At 42.1% G+C, this 15066-nt stretch carries 29 protein-coding genes; all 29 read left to right on the top strand.

Annotation, left to right across the window (positions count from 1 at the left end):
• Positions 1-49 precede the first annotated feature (49 nt).
• A complete protein-coding gene (rplC, locus tag SD449_RS15895; protein ID WP_207030343.1) occupies positions 50-673 on the top strand; it encodes a 50S ribosomal protein L3 in 624 nt (207 codons plus the stop codon).
• Positions 673-1302, top strand: coding sequence for a 50S ribosomal protein L4 (gene rplD, locus SD449_RS15890; protein ID WP_318311953.1), 630 nt, complete (start codon positions 673-675; stop codon positions 1300-1302). The genes rplC and rplD overlap by 1 nt, the downstream gene beginning before the upstream one ends.
• 7 nt (positions 1303-1309) lie before the next feature.
• Positions 1310-1600: a 50S ribosomal protein L23 gene (gene rplW, locus SD449_RS15885; protein WP_318311951.1), complete on the top strand. Its 291-nt coding sequence runs from the start codon at positions 1310-1312 to the stop codon at positions 1598-1600.
• A 9-nt stretch (positions 1601-1609) separates the two neighbouring features.
• Positions 1610-2434, top strand: coding sequence for a 50S ribosomal protein L2 (gene rplB / locus SD449_RS15880; RefSeq protein ID WP_318311949.1), 825 nt, complete (start codon positions 1610-1612; stop codon positions 2432-2434).
• Between the two features lie 11 nt (positions 2435-2445).
• Positions 2446-2724 (top strand): 30S ribosomal protein S19, encoded by a 279-nt coding sequence (rpsS, locus tag SD449_RS15875; RefSeq protein ID WP_318311947.1) that lies wholly within the window; start codon positions 2446-2448, stop codon positions 2722-2724.
• Between the two features lie 7 nt (positions 2725-2731).
• A complete protein-coding gene (gene rplV, locus SD449_RS15870; protein ID WP_163626142.1) occupies positions 2732-3139 on the top strand; it encodes a 50S ribosomal protein L22 in 408 nt (135 codons plus the stop codon).
• Positions 3140-3148: 9 nt separating this feature from the next.
• Entirely contained in the window at positions 3149-3859 is a 711-nt protein-coding gene (gene rpsC / locus SD449_RS15865) for a 30S ribosomal protein S3 (RefSeq protein ID WP_318311945.1), read from the top strand.
• Between the two features lie 19 nt (positions 3860-3878).
• Positions 3879-4298 (top strand): 50S ribosomal protein L16, encoded by a 420-nt coding sequence (rplP, locus tag SD449_RS15860; RefSeq protein WP_318311943.1) that lies wholly within the window; start codon positions 3879-3881, stop codon positions 4296-4298.
• 19 nt (positions 4299-4317) lie between these two features.
• Positions 4318-4509, top strand: coding sequence for a 50S ribosomal protein L29 (gene rpmC, locus SD449_RS15855; protein ID WP_090293759.1), 192 nt, complete (start codon positions 4318-4320; stop codon positions 4507-4509).
• A 13-nt stretch (positions 4510-4522) separates the two neighbouring features.
• Positions 4523-4780 carry a 30S ribosomal protein S17 gene (gene rpsQ, locus SD449_RS15850; protein ID WP_014032003.1) on the top strand — a complete coding sequence of 86 codons (258 nt, stop codon included), beginning with the start codon at positions 4523-4525 and terminating at the stop codon, positions 4778-4780.
• Positions 4781-4782: 2 nt separating this feature from the next.
• A complete protein-coding gene (gene rplN, locus SD449_RS15845; protein WP_014032002.1) occupies positions 4783-5151 on the top strand; it encodes a 50S ribosomal protein L14 in 369 nt (122 codons plus the stop codon).
• Positions 5152-5167: 16 nt separating this feature from the next.
• Positions 5168-5479: a 50S ribosomal protein L24 gene (gene rplX, locus SD449_RS15840; protein WP_318311934.1), complete on the top strand. Its 312-nt coding sequence runs from the start codon at positions 5168-5170 to the stop codon at positions 5477-5479.
• Positions 5480-5481: 2 nt separating this feature from the next.
• On the top strand, positions 5482-6033 hold the full coding sequence (gene rplE / locus SD449_RS15835) for a 50S ribosomal protein L5 (protein ID WP_318311932.1): 552 nt from the start codon (positions 5482-5484) through the stop codon (positions 6031-6033).
• A 1-nt stretch (position 6034) separates the two neighbouring features.
• Positions 6035-6304 (top strand): 30S ribosomal protein S14, encoded by a 270-nt coding sequence (rpsN, locus tag SD449_RS15830; protein ID WP_014031999.1) that lies wholly within the window; start codon positions 6035-6037, stop codon positions 6302-6304.
• Between the two features lie 18 nt (positions 6305-6322).
• Entirely contained in the window at positions 6323-6721 is a 399-nt protein-coding gene (gene rpsH / locus SD449_RS15825; RefSeq protein WP_163626140.1) for a 30S ribosomal protein S8, read from the top strand.
• A gap of 19 nt (positions 6722-6740) precedes the next feature.
• A complete protein-coding gene (gene rplF / locus SD449_RS15820; protein WP_318311926.1) occupies positions 6741-7283 on the top strand; it encodes a 50S ribosomal protein L6 in 543 nt (180 codons plus the stop codon).
• Positions 7284-7294: 11 nt separating this feature from the next.
• Complete coding sequence (gene rplR, locus SD449_RS15815) at positions 7295-7648, top strand: 50S ribosomal protein L18 (RefSeq protein WP_318311924.1); 354 nt, start codon at positions 7295-7297, stop codon at positions 7646-7648.
• A 6-nt stretch (positions 7649-7654) separates the two neighbouring features.
• A complete protein-coding gene (rpsE, locus tag SD449_RS15810; protein WP_318311922.1) occupies positions 7655-8179 on the top strand; it encodes a 30S ribosomal protein S5 in 525 nt (174 codons plus the stop codon).
• A 12-nt stretch (positions 8180-8191) separates the two neighbouring features.
• A complete protein-coding gene (gene rpmD / locus SD449_RS15805) occupies positions 8192-8371 on the top strand; it encodes a 50S ribosomal protein L30 (RefSeq protein ID WP_108246825.1) in 180 nt (59 codons plus the stop codon).
• A 13-nt stretch (positions 8372-8384) separates the two neighbouring features.
• Positions 8385-8837 carry a 50S ribosomal protein L15 gene (gene rplO / locus SD449_RS15800; protein ID WP_318311919.1) on the top strand — a complete coding sequence of 151 codons (453 nt, stop codon included), beginning with the start codon at positions 8385-8387 and terminating at the stop codon, positions 8835-8837.
• A 10-nt stretch (positions 8838-8847) separates the two neighbouring features.
• Positions 8848-10191 carry a preprotein translocase subunit SecY gene (gene secY / locus SD449_RS15795; RefSeq protein ID WP_318311917.1) on the top strand — a complete coding sequence of 448 codons (1344 nt, stop codon included), beginning with the start codon at positions 8848-8850 and terminating at the stop codon, positions 10189-10191.
• A 93-nt stretch (positions 10192-10284) separates the two neighbouring features.
• Positions 10285-10500: a translation initiation factor IF-1 gene (gene infA, locus SD449_RS15790; RefSeq protein WP_014031991.1), complete on the top strand. Its 216-nt coding sequence runs from the start codon at positions 10285-10287 to the stop codon at positions 10498-10500.
• A 4-nt stretch (positions 10501-10504) separates the two neighbouring features.
• On the top strand, positions 10505-10621 hold the full coding sequence (ykgO, locus tag SD449_RS15785; protein WP_010519235.1) for a type B 50S ribosomal protein L36: 117 nt from the start codon (positions 10505-10507) through the stop codon (positions 10619-10621).
• A 2-nt stretch (positions 10622-10623) separates the two neighbouring features.
• Positions 10624-10998, top strand: a complete 375-nt coding sequence (gene rpsM, locus SD449_RS15780; protein WP_318311893.1) for a 30S ribosomal protein S13 — start codon at positions 10624-10626, stop codon at positions 10996-10998.
• Positions 10999-11094: 96 nt separating this feature from the next.
• Positions 11095-11487: a 30S ribosomal protein S11 gene (rpsK, locus tag SD449_RS15775; RefSeq protein WP_318311892.1), complete on the top strand. Its 393-nt coding sequence runs from the start codon at positions 11095-11097 to the stop codon at positions 11485-11487.
• A 103-nt stretch (positions 11488-11590) separates the two neighbouring features.
• Positions 11591-12196: a 30S ribosomal protein S4 gene (rpsD, locus tag SD449_RS15770; protein WP_318311890.1), complete on the top strand. Its 606-nt coding sequence runs from the start codon at positions 11591-11593 to the stop codon at positions 12194-12196.
• 21 nt (positions 12197-12217) lie between these two features.
• On the top strand, positions 12218-13210 hold the full coding sequence (locus SD449_RS15765; protein ID WP_127023976.1) for a DNA-directed RNA polymerase subunit alpha: 993 nt from the start codon (positions 12218-12220) through the stop codon (positions 13208-13210).
• A 59-nt stretch (positions 13211-13269) separates the two neighbouring features.
• Entirely contained in the window at positions 13270-13776 is a 507-nt protein-coding gene (gene rplQ, locus SD449_RS15760; RefSeq protein ID WP_318311888.1) for a 50S ribosomal protein L17, read from the top strand.
• A gap of 97 nt (positions 13777-13873) precedes the next feature.
• Positions 13874-14986 (top strand): glutamine-hydrolyzing carbamoyl-phosphate synthase small subunit, encoded by a 1113-nt coding sequence (gene carA, locus SD449_RS15755; RefSeq protein ID WP_318311887.1) that lies wholly within the window; start codon positions 13874-13876, stop codon positions 14984-14986.
• Positions 14987-15066: the final 80 nt, after the last annotated feature.

Below are 15066 nucleotides of genomic sequence, written 5' to 3'. Positions count from 1 at the left end.
TGGCAGTAAAGTAAAGTTAGAAAAGTAAATAATTGTTAATTAAATAAATATGTCTGGGTTAATAGGTAAAAAAATCGGTATGACCAGCATTTTCGACGAGAATGGAAAGAACGTTCCATGTACCGTTTTGGAAGCTGGGCCATGCGTGGTTACCCAAGTCAGAACCGAAGAGGTAGACGGGTACAAAGCCCTTCAACTAGGTTTCGATGACAAGGCAGAAAAACGTGCTAACAAGGCCGAAACCGGCCACTACAAAAAAGCAGGTACTTCTCCTAAAAAGAAAGTCGTTGAGTTCCAAGGGTTTGAAGGTGAATACAAATTGGGAGACACTGTAGGTGTGGATCTTTTTGTGGAAGGAGAGTTTGTTGATGTAGTAGGTACATCAAAAGGTAAAGGATTCCAAGGTGTTGTAAAGCGTCATGGATTCGGTGGAGTTGGTCAAGCGACCCACGGTCAGCACAATAGATTGAGAGCTCCTGGTTCCATTGGTGCAGCATCTTATCCATCCAAAGTTGTAAAAGGCCTTCGTATGGCCGGAAGAATGGGTGGTGACAGAGTTACTGTGCAAAACTTAAGAGTGTTGAAAGTGGTTCCGGAGAAAAACCTTTTAGTTGTTAAAGGATGTGTGCCTGGCCATAAAAATTCATACGTAACTATTCAAAGGTGGCAATAATGAAGGTAGCAGTTTTAGATATCAAGGGAAAAGAAACAGGTAGGAAAGTAGAGCTTTCCGACGATGTTTTCGGGATAGAGCCTAACGAGCATGCCATTTATTTGGATGTTAAGCAGTACTTGGCCCACCAAAGGCAAGGTACCCACAAGGCCAAAGAAAGAGCTGAGATAGCTGGTAGTACCAGAAAGATCAAAAAGCAAAAAGGTACCGGTACTGCAAGAGCAGGTAGTATCAAATCCCCTGTTTTTAGGGGAGGTGGTAGAATCTTCGGTCCCAGACCAAAGGATTACACCCAAAAGTTGAACAAGAACATGAAGCGATTGGCAAGAAAATCTGCCTTGAGCTTGAAATCCAAAGAACAATCTTTAGTGGTTGTGGAAGACTTCAATTTTGAAGCTCCAAAGACCAAGGATTTCGTTAATTTCTTGTCTTCCTTAGGGATAGAAAAGAAAAAGTCCCTTATTGTGTTGGGCGATACAAATAATAACGTATATTTGTCGTCGCGTAATTTGGAACGCTCCGAAGTTGTAACAGGCTCAGAATTAAATACTTACAAAATTGTTAACGCAACAAGTTTAGTATTGACCGAAAGCGCTTTGGAAGGAATTGAATCGAACCTAAAGAAATAAGAGTATCATGAGTGTGTTGATAAGACCGATAATTACGGAAAAAATGACCGCCGACAGCGAGCTTTTCAATCGCTATGGATTCTTTGTAAACCCAGCTGCTAACAAGTTGGAGATCAAAGAAGCGGTAGAGTCCACTTATGGTGTGTCTGTTGAAAAGGTAAGAACCATGAACTATGGTCCAACCCGTAAGAGTCGTTATACAAAAACCGGTATTCAGCACGGTAAAACAAATGCCATGAAGAAGGCAATTGTGGATGTGGCTGAAGGTGATATTATTGATTTTTACAGTAATCTATAAAGACGAGAAATGTCAGTTAGAAAATTAAAACCGATAACCCCTGGTCAGCGTTTTAGAGTAGTAAACGGATTTGACGCGATTACTACTGATAAGCCGGAGAAAAGCTTGCTTGCTCCGATCAAAAAGACAGGTGGTAGGAACAGTCAAGGTAAAATGACCATGCGCCACAAAGGTGGTGGTCATAAAAGAAGATATCGAATCATCGATTTCAAAAGGGACAAGCAAGGTGTTGAGGCCACAGTGGTTTCAATACAGTATGATCCCAATAGAACTGCATTTATCGCCTTGGTCGAATACAAGGATGGAGAGAAAAGATATGTAGTTGCCCAAAATGGATTGCAGGTAGGACAGACAATACAGTCTGGAACCGGTTCTGCTCCAGAGATAGGAAATGCACTTCCTTTATCGGAGATTCCATTGGGAACCATTGTTTCCTGTATTGAGTTGAGACCCGGACAAGGAGCAATTATGGCACGAAGCGCCGGTACTTTCGCCCAGTTGATGGCAAAGGACGGTAAGTTTGTGACCTTGAAATTGCCTTCTGGGGAGACTAGGATGATCTTGGCCACGTGTTTGGCCACTATCGGGGCAGTATCCAACTCTGACCACCAATTGTTGGTATCCGGTAAAGCGGGTAGAAGCAGATGGTTGGGTAGAAGACCAAGAACTAGACCTGTAGCGATGAACCCTGTAGATCACCCAATGGGAGGTGGTGAAGGTAGAGCTTCAGGAGGTCATCCAAGATCTAGGAACGGTATTCCTGCAAAAGGATACAGAACTCGTTCCAAGACCAAGGACACCAATAGATATATCATAGAACGTAGAAAGAAATAAAAGAAAAGTAAATGGCACGTTCGTTAAAAAAGGGACCATTCGTTCATTATAGTCTGGAGAAAAAAGTCCAGGCCAATATAGAATCAGGTAAGAAATCAGTTATCAAAACGTGGTCTAGAGCCTCTATGATAACGCCAGACTTTGTGGGTCAGACCATCGCAGTGCACAACGGGAGACAATTTGTTCCTGTATTTGTAACTGAGAACATGGTGGGACACAAACTTGGGGAATTTTCACCTACAAGATCTTTTAGGGGTCATGCAGGAGCTAAAAACAAAGGTAAAAAGTAAGTAAGCTATGGGAGTTCGTAAAAGAGAAATGGCCGAGAGGTTAAAAGAAGAGAAAAAGCAACTTGCTATTGCAAAGCTTAACAATTGCCCGACTTCACCAAGAAAAATGCGTTTGGTCGCTGATTTGGTAAGAGGAAAGCAAATTGAAATGGCTTTGGCTACCCTAAGGTTCAACCCTAAAGAAGCATCCAGAAAGTTGGAAAAACTATTGCTTTCCGCAATAGCCAATTGGGAAGCTAAGAATGAGGGCGCGGATATCGAAGCTGCTGATCTTTACATCAAGGAAATCCGTGTAGATGGAGGAACTATGTTGAAGCGTTTAAGACCAGCTCCACAAGGTAGGGCACATAGAATCAGAAAGCGTTCCAATCATGTTACCATGATATTGGAAGCCAATAACAATGTTCAAAGCTAGAAGAATAATATGGGACAGAAGACCAATCCAATAGGAAATCGTTTAGGAATTATCAGGGGATGGGAATCCAACTGGTATGGAGGAAATGATTACGGCGATAAACTGGCTGAGGACGATAAGATCAGAAGATATATCAGTGCTCGTTTGGCCAAGGCCAGCGTGTCAAGGGTAATCATCGAAAGAACTCTTAAGTTGATAACCATTACCATTACCACGGCAAGACCGGGTATCATAATAGGTAAAGGTGGTCAAGAGGTGGATAAACTTAAGGAAGAGCTTAAGAAAATCACCAATAAAGAAGTTCAGATCAATATACATGAGATCAAGAGACCTGAACTTGATGCAAACTTGGTGGCTGCCAGTGTTGCAAGACAGATTGAAAGCAGGATTTCGTACAGAAGAGCCATTAAAATGGCAATTGCAGCAGCAATGCGTATGAATGCCGAAGGTATCAAGATTCAGATTTCCGGACGTTTGAACGGTGCCGAAATGGCACGTTCCGAATCTTACAAAGAAGGAAGGATTCCATTGTCCACTTTCCGTGCCGATGTTGACTATGCCTTGCACGAAGCCCACACTACCTATGGTAGACTAGGGGTAAAGGTATGGATTATGAAGGGCGAGGTTTATGGAAAAAGAGAACTTTCCCCATTGGTAGGATTGAGCAATAGTCAAGGAAAAGGCGGCAAGGATAATAAGAAATCACGCCGTAGAAAGTAATAAGATAAAGTAAGGTAAGATGTTACAGCCAAAAAGAACAAAATTTCGTAAGGCCCAGAAAGGGCGTATGAAGGGGATTTCCCAAAGAGGGCACCAACTTTCCAATGGAATGTTCGGTATCAAGTCCTTGGATTCTCACTTTATTACTTCCCGTCAGATAGAGGCTGCACGTATCGCTGCAACAAGATACATGAAGAGACAAGGTCAGTTGTGGATCAAAATATTCCCGGACAAGCCTATCACCAAAAAACCTCTTGAGGTACGTATGGGTAAAGGTAAAGGTGCTCCAGAATATTGGGTAGCCGTGGTGAAGCCAGGAAGAATCATGTTCGAGATTGCTGGTGTACCAATGGATGTTGCGAAAGAAGCCTTGAGGCTTGCAGCACAGAAACTGCCGGTCAAGACCAAGTTTGTTGTAGCCAGGGATTATTCCGCCTAATTTTTAATTGAGAAGAAAGATGAGACAATCAGAAATAAAAGAACTTTCAATTGAAGAGCTAAAGGAGAAGTTGGCCGAGTTGAAGAAACAACATGCCGACCTTAAAATGGCACACGCTGTTACTCCTTTGGAAAATCCTTTACAGATCAGAAAGACGAGAAGGACGGTAGCAAGACTTGCAACTGAATTAACTAAAAGGGAATTACAATAATCGGTTCTGCCTTATGGAAAACAGAAATTTAAGAAAAGAAAGAATAGGCGTTGTTACCAGCAACAAAATGGAGAAATCGATAGTGGTTTCTGAGGTAAAACGAGTAAAGCACCCTATGTACGGGAAGTTCGTTTTGAAAACCAAGAAGTATGTTGCCCACGACGAGAAGAACGATTGCAACGAAGGTGATACCGTCAAAATAATGGAAACAAGACCATTGAGCAAGACGAAATGCTGGAGGTTGGTAGAAATCCTAGAAAGAGCTAAATAATTATGGTACAGCAAGAATCAAGATTAAGGGTTGCGGACAATACTGGTGCAAAAGAAGTTTTGACCATCCGCGTACTTGGAGGAACAAAAAGAAGATATGCTTCCTTAGGTGACAAAATTGTTGTTACCGTTAAAGAAGCTACTCCAAACGGTACTGTAAAGAAAGGTTCTGTGTCCACCGCGGTCGTTGTCAGAACAAAAAAGGAAGTAAGAAGACCAGATGGTTCTTATATCCGTTTTGACGACAATGCATGTGTGCTTTTGAACCCAACCGGGGAAATGAGAGGTACCCGTGTGTTTGGACCTGTGGCCAGAGAGTTAAGGGACAGGCAATTCATGAAGATTGTTTCATTGGCGCCCGAAGTGCTATAAAAGAAATATCAGAAAGATGAAGTTGAAAATAAAAACAGGGGATACGGTAAAAGTCATTGCGGGAGACCACAAGGGCAGCGAAGGAAAAGTGCTTCGTGTAGACCGTGAAAAGAACAAAGCTATCGTTGAGGGCGTCAATACGGTGTCCAAACACGAAAAGCCAAGTGCTAACAATCCTCAAGGAGGCATAACAAAAAAGGAGGCCCCGATACATATTTCCAATCTTTCCTTGATCGATCCAAAATCCGGTGAAGCAACCAGAATTGGATACGAAGTAAGGGATGGGAAAAAAGTAAGGGTATCCAAAAAATCCAATGAAGTAATTTAGTCATGAGTTACATTCCAAGATTAAAACAAGAGTACAAGGAGCGCGTGATCAAGGCTCTTACTGAAGAATTTGGTTACAAGAACGTAATGCAGGTTCCCAAGTTGCAAAAGATAGTGGTAAGCCGTGGAGTCGGAGCTGCTGTTTCTGATAAGAAGTTGATCGATCATGCTGTGGACGAGTTGACCAATATTACAGGTCAAAAAGCTGTCGCTACCTTATCCAAAAAAGACGTTGCAACCTTTAAATTGAGAAAAGGAATGCCAATCGGTGCAAAAGTGACCCTAAGGGGGGAGCGTATGTACGAGTTTTTGGATAGATTGATCACAAGTGCCCTTCCAAGGGTTCGTGATTTCTCTGGAGTGAAAGCTACTGGTTTTGATGGTAGGGGTAACTACAATTTGGGAGTTGCCGAGCAGATCATCTTTCCAGAAATCAATATAGACAGAATCAACAGAATCAATGGAATGGATATCACATTTGTTACTTCTGCTGAGACTGATAAGGAAGCAAAATCATTGTTAACCGAACTGGGAGTACCCTTTAAAAAGAACTAGTATGGCCAAGGAATCAATGAAAGCCCGTGAAAGAAAAAGGGCTAAAATGGTAGAAAAATACGCCGAGAAAAGAAAGGCTCTAAAAGAAGCGGGAGATTATGAGGCTTTGCAAAAATTGCCAAAGAACGCTTCTCCTGTTCGCATGAGGAACCGTTGTAAACTAACTGGTAGACCTCGTGGTTACATGAGAACCTTTGGTTTATCCAGGGTTATGTTCAGGGAAATGGCCAATAAGGGTTTGATTCCGGGAGTTAAAAAGGCAAGTTGGTAATTTAGATAAAGAAAAGAAATGCTTACAGATCCAATTTCAGATTATTTGACCAGATTGAGAAATGCCAGCAAGGCAGGTCATAGGGTTGTAGATATCCCCGGTTCCAATCTAAAAAGACAGATTACCAAAATATTGTTCGATCAAGGATATATTTTGAGCTATAAGTTCGAGGAAGATAAAGTACAAGGGAACATTAAGATAGCCCTTAAGTACGATAAATTTACCAAGGAGCCTATCATTAAAAAATTGCAGAGGGTAAGTAAGCCCGGTCTGCGAAAGTATTCAAACTCTAATGATTTGCCTAGAGTATTGAACGGTTTGGGAATCGCTATCGTGTCAACTTCCCACGGAGTTATGACGAGCAAGCAGGCCCAACAAGAGAACGTAGGTGGCGAAGTATTGTGCTACGTATATTAATTGAGAAAAGAGAAGAAAAATGTCAAGAATAGGTAACAGTCCAGTTAAAATTCCTGATGGGGTCACTATAGAAGTGAAAGATTCCGTTGTTACTGTAAAAGGTAAATTGGGGGAACTTACCCAAGAGTTTTCAGAAATCGACATCAAGGTCGAGGACGGAAGTGTTGTTTTGGAAAGACCTTCCGATGACAAAGAACACAAAGCAAAACACGGGTTATACAGATCTCTTATCAATAATATGGTAGAAGGTGTATCCAATGGTTGGACCAAGCAACTGGAACTTGTAGGAGTTGGTTACAGAGCCAGCAACCAAGGACAGAAATTGGACCTCGCCCTAGGATTCTCACACAATATCGTTCTGGACATTGCTCCCGAAGTAAAGATCGAGACCATTTCCGAGAAAGGGAAAAACCCTATTGTGAAACTAACATCTCACGACAAACAATTGGTGGGTCAAGTAGCCGCCAAGATCAGATCTTTCCGTAAGCCAGAGCCTTACAAAGGAAAAGGTATCAAGTTTGTTGGTGAGCAATTAAGAAGAAAAGCAGGTAAATCAGCTTAATAATTAAGACTATGGGATTATCTAAGACTGAAAGAAAATTACGCATCCGAAGAAGAATACGCAAAGTATCCTTCGGAACTGAAGCAAGACCAAGGTTGTCTGTGTTCAGAAGCAATAAAGAAATATACGCACAGTTGATTGACGACGATAAAGGTGTAACTTTGGCCTCTGCTTCATCCAGAGATAAGGATGTAGATGCTAAAGGGACCAAATCCGAAGTTGCGACCAACGTGGGTAAGGCCATAGCCGAGAAAGCTCTTAAGCTTGGTGTTGAAGCCGTAGCTTTTGATAGGGGAGGAAACCTATATCACGGAAGAATAAAATCATTGGCTGAAGGAGCTAGGGAAGCAGGACTAAAATTTTAATAAGCTATGTACCAGAATTACAAAAACGTAGAGATAGTAAAGCCAGGTGGACTGGAGTTGAAAGACCGTTTGGTTGGAGTACAAAGGGTTACCAAGGTAACAAAGGGAGGTAGAGCCTTTGGTTTTTCGGCAATAGTTGTTGTTGGTGATGAAAACGGAGTAGTCGGACATGGTTTGGGTAAATCCAAAGAAGTTGCCACGGCAATTGCCAAGGCAATCGAGGATGCTAAAAAGAACTTGGTTCGTATACCTTTGAACAAAGCCACACTTCCACACGAGCAAAAAGGAAAGTTTGGTGGAGCTAGGGTATTCATCAAGCCAGCATCCCACGGTACCGGGGTTATTGCAGGTGGAGCCGTAAGAGCGGTATTGGAAGCTGTTGGGGTACACGATGTACTATCCAAGTCACAAGGTTCTTCCAACCCACACAACGTGGTAAAAGCTACTTTTGATGCATTGTTGCAGTTAAGAAGCGCTGATACCGTTGCAAAGCAGAGAGGTGTTTCTTTGGAAAAAGTCTTTAAAGGATAAATAAAGGATATTATGTCAAAGATTAAGGTTAAGCAAATAAAGAGCGGCATTAAAAAGCCACAGAACCAAAAAAGGACTTTGGAGGCTCTTGGACTGAAAAAAATCGGACAGGTAGTTGAGCATGAAGCAACTCCTAGTATCCTTGGAATGGTAAATAAGGTAAAACACTTGGTTTCCACTGAGGAAGCTTAAAATATAAAGGCACATGGATTTGAATAATCTTAAACCAGCGGACGGCGCTGTGCACAAAGAAGGAAAACGTGTAGGAAGAGGAGAAGGTTCCGGTAAAGGAGGAACATCTACCCGTGGACACAAAGGAGCCAAGTCTAGATCTGGATATTCCAAAAAGATTGGTTTCGAAGGTGGTCAGATGCCATTGCAAAGACGTGTACCCAAGTTCGGGTTCACCAACATCAATAGAAAAGAGTACACCGGGATCAACTTGGGGAGACTTCAGGAATTGGTGGACAAAGGCGCTGTTAAAAACGAGGTGACCTTGGATACGCTGATTCAAAATGGATTGGCCCACAAAAACGATTTGGTAAAGATATTGGGTGATGGCGAATTGAAAGCTTCCCTAAAAATATCTGTACATAAATTTACTGCTTCCGCTAAATCTGCTATCGAAGCAGCAGGAGGTGAGGCAATAAGTTTATAAGAAGCATAGCATGAAGAAATTTATTGAGACCATATCAAATATCTGGAAGATTGATGAACTGAGACAACGTATCATCCTAACCTTGGGAATGTTATTGGTGTACCGTTTTGGTGCCCAAGTTGTCCTTCCTGGTATTGATACCACCCAGTTGGCGGAATTATCCTCTCAAACTGAAAATGGTATCTTGGGTATTCTGAATGCTTTTACGGGTGGTGCTTTTGCGAATGCCTCCGTGTTCGCTTTGGGTATTATGCCCTATATCTCCGCCTCCATTGTAGTACAGTTGATGGGAATTGCGATTCCATATCTTCAAAAATTGCAAAAAGAAGGAGAAAGCGGAAGAAAAACGATCAACCAGATTACCCGTTGGCTAACAATAGGAATCTGTATCGTTCAGGCCCCTGCCTACCTTTATGGTCTTAGTGCATTGGGAGTACCGGACAGCGCATTCGTTCTTGGCAAAGGTTTGAATTTTATCGTACCAGCGGTTATCATATTGGTAACAGGGTGTGTATTTGCCATGTGGTTGGGCGAGAAAATTACCGACAAGGGAATCGGAAACGGTATCTCTTTGTTGATTATGGTTGGAATCATCGCAACAATGCCACAGGCATTTGCGCAAGAATTCGTTTCAAGGACTACCAACAACACGGGAGGAATCATGTTCATGTTGATCGAAGTGATCATTTGGTTCTTGGTAATCTTGGCCAGTGTTTATTTGACCATGGCCGTGAGACAGATTCCGGTGCAGTATGCAAGAAGAACAGCTTCTGGCGGATATGAAAAGAACGTAATGGGAGCACGTCAGTACATTCCTTTAAAATTGAATGCATCTGGAGTAATGCCCATTATCTTTGCACAGGCGATTATGTTCGCACCAAGTTTGATTGGTAGGACATTTAACGATACCGCGGCAGGACAATGGATGGAAGTACAGTTTGCTGATATATTCGGTTTGGCCTACAACATTCTATTTGCGGTATTGATCATCATATTCACTTATTTCTATACAGCGATCACCGTGCCCACGAACAAGATGGCCGATGATCTGAAAAGAAGTGGTGGTTTTATTCCGGGCATACGTCCAGGAAAGGAAACAGGAAATTATTTGGATAAGATAATGTCTTTGATCACACTACCAGGTTCCGTATTTTTGGCGCTATTGGCCGTTTTGCCGGCAGTTGTGGTAAAATTGATGGACGTTCAGGCAGGATGGGCATTGTTTTATGGAGGAACATCGCTATTGATTATGGTTGGCGTAGCGATAGATACGGTACAGCAAGTAAACTCGTATTTGTTGAACAGACATTACGACGGATTGATGAAAACCGGTAAAAACAGAAAAGTAGCATAATAATAGAAGTTAGAAGCTAGAGGTTGGAAGTTAGACTTGGAAGTTTAGTCAAGCTTTAACTGATAACTTAAAACTGAAAACTAATAACTGAATATGGCAAAGCAGCCAGCAATAGAACAAGACGGGACTATTATTGAAGCATTGTCCAATGCAATGTTCAGGGTAGAATTGGAAAATGGGCACGTGGTAACGGCGCACATATCAGGGAAGATGCGTATGCACTATATTAAGCTGCTTCCCGGAGATAAAGTAAAGTTGGAGATGAGTCCATACGATTTAACAAAAGCAAGAATTACTTATAGATACTAGTTACATGAAAGTAAGAGCATCAATAAAGAAGAGAAGTGCCGACTGCAAGATTGTTCGCAGAAAGGGCAGATTGTACGTAATCAACAAAAAGAATCCTAGATTTAAACAAAGACAAGGGTAATTATGGCAAGAATTGCAGGTGTAGACATACCTAAACAAAAGCGTGGCGTTATTTCCCTTACCTATATCTTCGGAGTGGGTAAGAGCAGGGCGCAAGAAATTTTGAAAGCGGCCCAAGTAAGCGAGGACACCAAAGTTTCTGATTGGACTGACGACGAAATCGGAAAGATCAGGGAAGCCGTTTCCGCTTACACGATTGAAGGTGAGCTTCGCTCAGAAACCTCAATGAACATCAAACGTTTGATGGACATCGGTTGTTACCGTGGAATTCGTCACAGAGCAGGATTGCCATTGAGAGGTCAACGTACCAAGAACAACTCTAGGACCAGAAAAGGAAAAAGAAAAACAGTTGCCAACAAGAAAAAAGCAACTAAATAATAGCAGTCATTAGTATTTAGACGTTAGAAGAATCTGTTTGAAATGTAAAAGTCTAGGATTCCAATAACTAAGAGCTAACACTAGAAACTAAAAAATATGGCAAAAACAAGTAAAACTACAACTAAGAAGCGCAAAGTAGTAGTAGATGCTACTGGAGAAGCGCACGTTGTAGCATCTTTCAACAACATCATTATTTCCCTTACCAATAAGAAAGGTGATGTAATTTCATGGTCTTCCGCTGGAAAAATGGGATTCCGAGGCTCAAAAAAGAATACTCCGTATGCAGCACAGGTTGCAGCAGAGGATTGTGCCAAAGTTGCTCATGAGGCAGGATTGAGAAAAGTGAAAGTTTATGTGAAAGGACCAGGTAACGGAAGGGAATCCGCTATCCGATCTATCCATAATGCCGGAATCGAGGTAACCGAGATCGTTGATGTTACCCCGCTACCACACAATGGTTGTAGACCACCAAAAAGAAGAAGAGTTTAATCATTTATAAATAATGGCCCCAAAAGGGTCTTCACCCGAAGGTGCAGTTAGATTATCGAAGGATAAGCCTTAATTCATAATCGCACTTTCAAATTAACAGAAGATGGCAAGATATACAGGACCAAAAACAAAAATCGCTAGAAAGTTTGGAGAAGCGATTTTCGGAGACGACAAGTCATTCGAAAAGAAAAATTACCCTCCAGGACAACACGGTAACAACAGACGTCGTGGAAAAAAGTCTGAATACGCAATCCAGTTGATGGAGAAGCAAAAAGCAAAATACACCTATGGTATTTTGGAGAAGCAATTCCGTAACCTTTTTGGCGAGGCCAAAAGAAAAGAAGGAGTTACCGGTGAGATTTTGCTTCAATTATGCGAATCCCGATTGGACAACGTAGTATTTAGAATGGGAATCTCCCCTTCAAGGCGAGGAGCCCGCCAATTGGTGTCGCACCGTCATATTACCGTAAATGGAGAAGTGGTAAACATACCATCCTATACACTTAAGGCAGGCGATGTTGTTGGTGTTAGGGAAAAATCAAAATCCGTACAATCCATCGTGGAGTCGTTGGCAAACAACAGCAGCGTTTACGAATGGATTACATGGAACTCTGAAAAGAAAGAAGGTACTTACGTTGCCGTTCCAGAAAGACTTCAGATCCCTGAGAATATCAAGGAGCAGCTGATCGTCGAATTATACTCTAAATAAGAATTCAACATTAATCCAATTATGGCATTACTTAATTTTCAGAAGCCCGATAAAGTTATAATGATAGATTCAACAGATTTCGAAGGGAAATTTGAATTTCGCCCTTTGGAACCTGGCTATGGATTAACGGTTGGGAACGCGCTGAGAAGGGTTTTGCTTTCCTCTTTGGAAGGTTTTGCCATCACTTCTGTGCGCATAGATGGAGTTGAACATGAGTTTTCTGTTATACCAGGCGTTGTTGAAGACGTAACAGAAATCATCCTGAACCTAAAACAAGTTAGGTTCAAAAGACAGATTGATGATGTTGAGAGCGAGACTGTATCTATTTCCGTAAGCGGAAAAGAGCAAATGACTGCTGGTGACTTCCAAAAGTTCATTTCGGGATATCAAGTGCTGAACCCAGACTTGGTGATCTGTAACATGGACCCCAAGGTGAGCATCAACATGGAAATCGTTATAGAAAAAGGTCGTGGTTACGTTCCTGCCGAAGAAAACAAGAAATCCAATGCCCCATTGGGAAGCATTGCGGTCGATTCTGTTTACACTCCGGTGAAGAACGTAAAATACAGTATCGAAAACTATAGGGTAGAGCAAAAGACCGATTATGAAAAATTGGTTTTCGAAATCATCACCGATGGTTCCATCCACCCAAAAGATGCCTTGACCGAGGCCGCTAAAGTTTTGATCCACCACTTTATGTTGTTCTCCGATGAGCGTATCACCCTTGAGGCTGATGAAATTGCACAGACCGAGACCTACGATGAGGAATCATTGCACATGCGTCAGTTGTTGAAGACCAAGTTGGTGGACATGGACTTGTCCGTAAGGGCATTGAACTGCCTTAAAGCCGCCGAAGTGGATACTTTGGGAGATTTGGTTTCCTTCAACAAAAATGATTTGATGAAGTTCAGGAACTTTGGTAAAAAATCATTGACCGAATTGGAAGAATTGGTCATCAATAAAGGCCTACAATTTGGTATGGACCTTTCCAAATACAAATTAGATAAAGATTAATAATCATATTTTGCTCTCCTGCACAACAGGATCTGGTAGCAAGATGATAACTTAGAACAATGAGACACGGAAAGAAGTTTAATCACTTAGGAAGAACAGCTGCCCACAGAAAGGCAATGTTGGCCAACATGGGAAGTTCCCTAATTGAGCATAAAAGAATCAACACCACGGTTGCAAAGGCCAAGGCGTTGAAAAAGTTTATCGAGCCCTTGATCACCAAAGCAAAGGTCGAGAACAACCAGACTACCGAAAAAGGTACGCACAACAGAAGGATTGTTTTCAGTAACTTAAGGAGCAAGGAAGCTGTAACAGAATTGTTCAGCACCGTTGCAGAAAAAGTTGGTGACAGACCGGGAGGTTACACAAGAATCATTAAATTGGGTAACCGTTTGGGAGATAACGCCGATATGGCAATGATCGAGTTGGTGGATTTCAACGAGCTTTACAACGCAGGTAAGCCCAAGAAAAAATCGACCAGAAGAAGCCGAAGAGGAAGCGGAGGCGCCAAGAAAGCTGAAACGCCAGCTCCAGCGGCCGAAACTAAAACTGACGATTCTGAAGAATAAGAAGAATGTTATTAATTACTATATTTTAGGAAAAAGGATAAGTGAGAACTTATCCTTTTTTTATGTTTTTTTGTCTTAACTGAAACTAGAGCACAAAATGAAGTACCACACAAAGAAAAAAGCATTGATTTTATTGGCGGATGGAACCATATTTTATGGCAAGGCCGTTGGAGGAAGAGAAGGAACCGCAGTAGGAGAAGTATGTTTCAATACCGGGATGACCGGTTATCAGGAAATTTTTACGGACCCATCGTACTACGGGCAGCTAATGGTGACCACTAATGCACACATTGGAAACTACGGAGCCAACTTGGAAGAAGTGGAGTCCGATTCCGTAAAGATTGCAGGCCTTATTTGTAAAAATTTCAGTTACGATTACTCCAGACCCGATGCTGACATGAGTTTGTTGGAGTTCTTGGACAAGAACAATTTATTGGCCATCTCCGATGTGGACACCCGTGCTTTGGTGAGCTACATTAGGGACAACGGAGCCATGAACGCATTGATCTCCACCAAAGTGGATGATATCGATGCATTGAAAGAAGAATTGAAACAAGTTCCTAGTATGGAAGGTCTGGAACTTTCATCCAAAGTATCCACAAAGGAGCCCTATTTCTATGGGGACCAGAATTCTGAAATTAAAATATCCGCTTTGGATATCGGAATCAAAAAGAACATTTTGAGGAATTTGGCAAAACGAGGAGCCTATATCAAAGTGTTTCCGTACAACACCTCGTACAACGAAATGAAAGAGTGGAACCCGGACGGATACTTTATATCCAATGGACCCGGGGATCCTGAACCATTGACGGACGCCGTTGCGGCCACCAAGGAAATGATAGCCTCCAACAAGCCCTTGTTCGGAATCTGTTTAGGGCACCAAGTACTGGCCTTGGCCAACGGAGTTTCCACCTATAAAATGCACAACGGGCACAGGGGAATCAACCACCCTATCCTAAACCTGATTACGGGAAAAGGAGAAATCACTTCCCAGAACCACGGATTTGCGGTGAACCGGGAAGAAACGGAAGCACATGCCGAGCTGGAAATTACCCATACCCATTTGAACGACCAGACCGTGGCCGGAATCAAAATGAAGAACAAGGATGTGTTTTCTGTACAGTATCACCCAGAAGCAAGTCCGGGCCCGCACGATGCAGATTATCTTTTCGACCAGTTCTTTGATATGATCAAGGCAAGGAAGAACTAAAACGATATAGTTCTGTTTTTAAGCATTTAAGTACGTTTTGTGAGTAATATCATGAAGTTAAAAACAGGACCTTTTGTATC

Origin of the sequence: Flagellimonas crocea, from assembly GCF_033441595.1 — a bacterium.
In the GTDB taxonomy this organism is placed as follows: Bacteria; Bacteroidota; Bacteroidia; order Flavobacteriales; family Flavobacteriaceae; genus Flagellimonas; species Flagellimonas crocea.
Note: the sequence above shows the minus strand (reverse complement) of the source record. Positions and strands in the feature narration are given on the sequence as shown.